Annotated in this window: 5 protein-coding genes and 1 pseudogene; 1 reads left to right on the top strand and 5 read right to left on the bottom strand. The window is 47.7% G+C overall.

Annotation, left to right across the window (positions count from 1 at the left end):
- Window positions 1–298 (top strand): annotated as a pseudogene (locus ACTIE6_RS17545) (asparagine synthase); the annotation flags it as partial.
- 51 nt (window positions 299–349) lie between these two features.
- Here ACTIE6_RS17545 and ACTIE6_RS17540 read toward each other — a convergent pair.
- The 5 genes from ACTIE6_RS17540 to ACTIE6_RS17520 form a co-directional block, all read right to left on the bottom strand.
- Complete coding sequence (locus ACTIE6_RS17540; RefSeq protein ID WP_439557878.1) at window positions 350–511, bottom strand: lasso RiPP family leader peptide-containing protein; 162 nt, start codon at window positions 509–511, stop codon at window positions 350–352.
- 128 nt (window positions 512–639) lie between these two features.
- A complete protein-coding gene (locus ACTIE6_RS17535) occupies window positions 640–1,572 on the bottom strand; it encodes a D-2-hydroxyacid dehydrogenase (protein WP_439557877.1) in 933 nt (310 codons plus the stop codon).
- A 14-nt stretch (window positions 1,573–1,586) separates the two neighbouring features.
- Complete coding sequence (locus ACTIE6_RS17530; RefSeq protein WP_439557876.1) at window positions 1,587–3,077, bottom strand: alpha-amylase; 1,491 nt, start codon at window positions 3,075–3,077, stop codon at window positions 1,587–1,589.
- Between the two features lie 61 nt (window positions 3,078–3,138).
- Entirely contained in the window at window positions 3,139–4,323 is a 1,185-nt protein-coding gene (locus ACTIE6_RS17525) for an amine oxidase (RefSeq protein WP_439557875.1), read from the bottom strand.
- A gap of 36 nt (window positions 4,324–4,359) precedes the next feature.
- The coding region (locus tag ACTIE6_RS17520; RefSeq protein WP_439557874.1) for a hypothetical protein at window positions 4,360–4,952 on the bottom strand (593 nt) is incomplete at its 5' end.

Below are 4,952 nucleotides of genomic sequence, written 5' to 3'. Positions count from 1 at the left end.
AATGCAGGGTATTATTCCTGCGTCGGTTCAGACGAGGAATACAAAAGCAAACTTCATCGAATACGGACTGCATGCAGCACAGCAGTTATACCATGCAGCCTGGCCACAAATAGCATCGCCCGCACACAAGATCTGGGAAATAGTCGATCGGCAGGTGTTCAGTAAAATTGTTGCAGTGGTATTTGATAAACGCATTCACGGCAGAGTCAAACCGCGTTATATCTGGCAGCTATCCCGCATCATTTATCTGGCTATCTGGCTGGATTCAATTGAAAAACCGCATCGGAATAATTCCTGATGCGGTTTGACATTTTTTAATGCAGAGATCTTAAAGAGCAATTGCGAAGTTCTAATCGGCAGAAAAGTCGCTGTTGCCTGTCATATCGTCGTAATTAGAACCCAGCTTTCCAAGCTTTGTGAGTTGTACTACACTTCCTAATTTTCTCAGTTGCGGCTTTTGATAAGATTTTCTGATTGGTGAACCTGATTCTGTAGAGGTAACTAATTTCATTAATGGAGGAGTTAAGAGTATGAACTCGTCAAATTTATGTAAAATTAGTTTGAGATTTATACACAAATCTCTTTTGTCTCAGAACTTTAAAGGAGTACTGGCATTTCTCACCATGCTACCAGATCAATTTAATAGCCGTCAGACAAACTGACCTCATCTTTAACTTCTCCTCCGCCTAAAAACTGATTTATATTCTCCACAAATTTCCTGACCTTATCCCGGTCCCGATCCTTGTGAGCTGCGCCCGTATGCTGGGTAAGTATCACATTTTCCATTTCCCAGAGCTTTGAATCCTCAGGTAAAGGCTCTACCTCCGTTACGTCGAGCACAGCGCCAAGCAGCTTTCCACTTTCGAGTGCCTTGATCATTTCGGGTTCATCCGTAGTATTCCCGCGTCCAACGTTGGCGTAAAGCGCGCCTTCTTTCATTGCATTGAAAAATGACTCCGACACATAGTTATCCAGGTTACCAGGTAAGGTGTTAACGATCAGATCAGTGTCCGGGAGTGCGGCCAGCAATTCATCAAACGAATGGATATCTGCTTCGGGGTCGCTCTTTGCCGTCATCCTGATCTGGCATTCAAAAGCTTCCAGTATCTTCTTGACGTGCTGCCCGATCGCACCCGATCCGAGGATAATCACCTCTTTCCCGCCCAGCAGTCCCAGCTTGCTTTCCACTTTTTCACTTGCCCAATGCTTTTTAAGCTGGTTTTTGACCATGATATGTACACCACGGTAAAATCCGAGGATTCCGGCTATGATGGTTTCAGCGCAGGCTGCGGCGGACATATCTCCTACATTGGCAACCTTACCTTTGAAATCCACGTCTTTATACTGTTCAAACCCCACATTTTCGAGCTGCCAGAATCTGAGCTTCTCAGTCGCATTTTCAAGTAGCTCCGCAGGCGGATTACCGATCAGGATATCCGCATCCGCGATCGCTTCCCTGAGCTGGTCCTCCGTGAAATCCTCGTTGACTATAACTTCTGCCTTGTCTGAAAGCTGCTCAACAAGTGCATCCTGCTGATCCTTATGAAGCGAGGTATATAATAGAATTTTCATGTGCATCAATTTAATTACTGCATTTTCACTGCCCATACTGACAGCGAACTGCCTTTCACCGGGAATTCTGCCCAGCCGTTTTCCGGAATAATGATTTCGTGATCAAAATGACCCATATAATCTACAAAGGTCTTTCCTGCATGCCTTGCGCCAATTTCCATATTCCGCGCTGTGTCACCGCCAATGGAAAGCACTACCGCACAGCCAGAGTTTTCGTGATCGTCATCGCCGCCACGTACCCAGCCAATGCTGTCCTGTGCTTCGAAATAATCAGTCTGCTGGCCGTAAGAAATGTTTTTACGTACAAACAAAAGCGTTTCCAGTCCTTCCAGTTTCTCCAAAGTGATATCGTGCACCTGACCGTCGTTCCCTTCGTCGCTGTATGTAGATCCGTACAAGTCGGTGTAAAAAACGCATGGGTAACCTGCTTCCCTGAGCAGGATCAATGCGTAGGCAAGCGGTCTGAACCAATGCTCTACCGTTTGTTCCAATGATTGCAAAGGCTGCGTATCGTGGTTTTCAACCAGCGTCACGGCAAGTTCCGGGTGCGTTTGCACGAGGGTATCTTCAAAGATCGCGCGCAGATCGAAATTCTCCCTTTCTTTGGAAGCGCGGAAGAAGTTACCCTGCAAAGGCGCGTCAAACAATGACATCCTGCCGCCGGTAGATTCTATATATTGGTGCATGGAAGGCAGATCGTAAGGTGCCCAGTACTCTCCTACCGAGTAAAATTCGCGGTTGTATTTTCCACGTAAATGATCCAGCCATTCCACGAAGAACTGCGGGTCCATATGCTTGATTGCATCCAGCCGGAATCCATCCATTCCCACGGTTTCGTAAAACCACTCGCCCCACCGCTTCAATTCCTCGCGCACGTGCGGGTTCCTGAAATCAATATCCGAGAGCATGAGGTAGTCGAAATTGCCGTTTTCAAGATCCAGTACATCCTGCCACCCGTCTCCATACTCGTTTTGAATGCTGTAAATAGCGGTTTCCTCGGTGGCTGCATTGTAGTCAACACCTGAGAAACATTGGTAATCCCAGACAAACGCTGAGTACTTTCCTCCCCTGCCCGGGAATGTAAACCTGGTATAAGCTTCAATTTGTTTGGGCTCGCTGACAAACTCGTTACGGTTTTCAGGGGTAACCTCCCTTACAGTCACGGTTTCTTTTTCATCTGCCCCGCCCATATGGTTGAGAACGATATCTGAGTATACGTTGAGGCCAGCTTCCTGGGCTTGTTTTACAGCTGCGATCAGCTCCTCCTTCGTACCGTACTTTGTTCTGACTGATCCTTTCTGATCAAATTCGCCCAGATCGTATAAATCGTACGAATCGTAGCCTGATGATTTGCCGCCTTCCATTCCTTTGTGTGCAGGAGGAAGCCAAACGGCGTCGAAACCCATTGATTTGAGTCGCGCTGCTTCTGCTGCAAAGTGGTTCCACAAACTTCCGTCCGCGGGATAATACCATTCAAAGAATTGCAGCATTGTGTAATTGTCCATCTAGTAGTTTGGTTTTGAAAAAATAACAGGGAGAGATATCCCTTCGGAGTGTACAATCCAATTATTGTGCCTGCCGGATTTCCCTGCTCGCGGCAACGATCTGCTGGGCAGCAAGAAGCGCCTGTTTGGAGGGTTCGTGTAAAATCCTACTGTGTTTGCTTGTAAAATCCGTATCCCAGATACCCGCATGGTGCCAGATATCCAGGTTATCCCAATCGGGACGGTCAATAATCGGGTACAAACACACACCCAGAAGAGGAACACCGCGACTGATGAGCTCGGCGCATTCATTGGCGATCATTTCAATCCAGATAGGCCGGTCTTCCTTCGGGTGACTGGTTTCTGAGAGTAATATCGGCTTGTTGTAGCGGTCGTAAACGGGTTCAAGCAAATCGGCCAGGCGGCGCCACCTTGGATCTGGTACCGCATCGTTCCAGCCGAGATAGGTATAATCGCCGGCCACCCATTGGTTATTATAATAGTAATTGAAACCCAATATATCCACCAGATCCTCACTGCCGTCCAGTTCAGGACATATCCTGCCGCAGAGCATATCCACGGATTGAAACTGATATTCATTTTCAATGGCCGCCCTGGCAATTTCCGTCTGGGTTGGATTAATACCGGCAACCACATTGGCGAGCGGCTCCGTAGTGACAATGCGGACGAGCGTACTTATTTGCTTCATCGCTCTTGCTGCCGCAATGTATGCGCGCATCAATGCATACTTTACTTCCCAGCCGTTTCTCAGGGAGTAAGGTGATGTACCTGCAACCTCGCCGCCGAGCCACGAAATGAAGCTTACCTCATTAATAGGTGTGACAAACAGAGGTTTACCCGGATAACGATTTGTGTAGAAGATTACGAAAGCCTCACAAACTGCAACGAAGCGCGGTGTAAAATGCGGATGCATAGGACTGAGATCGGCAGGATAGCCAAAGTGACAAATGTCCCATATCTGTTGAATGTCCAAATCGTCAGCTGCGTGCATCATTTCTGCAACAGTATCAAAATTGTATTGATAAGGCAAAAATTCCACCACGCTCCACCGGATTCCTTCCCGTACAGTCTGAATGCCAAGTGACCTGATACGGGCATAATCTTCCCGCATCAGGTCCAGGTGGCCGGTAATATCAAGCAAATCGACCCGGTTTCCCGACGAATTCAACTGATCGCTGCATTCAAACCCTCCCATCCAGAAAGTCTGGAACAGGTTCTCGGGATCAGCATAAGAATGATCTTGCACCAGGCAGTTTGTTTAAACTATAATTAGAGGAAATCCTCAGAACATTTTTTTAAGATCATTCAGATCGACGTCCCCGTCTTTGTCCTTGTCAAGACCGAACTTACTACCGATGCTGCTGATCTGTCCGCCGAGGCCGCTGTTCTGATTACTGCCAGTTGAAGCGCCACCGGTCAGGCCGCCCAGCAATCCGCCCAGGTCAAAGCCGCCTGCGCCGCCCTGTGCTCCCCTGCCAGCAATTACTTTGCTGATTACCATTGGAATAACAGCTGCTGCAATGGAAGAAGCGGTAGATGCATTGATGCCGAACTTTTGCATGATACTGCCCATGAAGTTGTTCGAGATTTGCTGTACGGCTGGGTTACTCTGAGCCGAACCACTCTGAACAGAGTTCACCAGCCCATCTACCTGGCCAGAAGCCTGCACATTCCCGAGCCCGTTTACGACAGCCGTATGTGCCTCCCGTAAAACGTCTTCGTTATGTTCATTAGGAACCTGGTCGTTATCGACAACAGCCTGCTGGCCGCTTTGTTGTATGATCTTAAATAGTTCGTCGAACATAGCTGTATGATTAAGTTTGTTGATGATCTGTTTCTTGTAGCATTCACCCGTTAAATTTCCATGCCATTGCT

The organism is Dyadobacter sp., assembly GCF_051859145.1.
Lineage (GTDB): Bacteria > Bacteroidota > Bacteroidia > Cytophagales > Spirosomataceae > Dyadobacter.
This window is presented reverse-complemented; position numbering and strand designations above follow the sequence as displayed.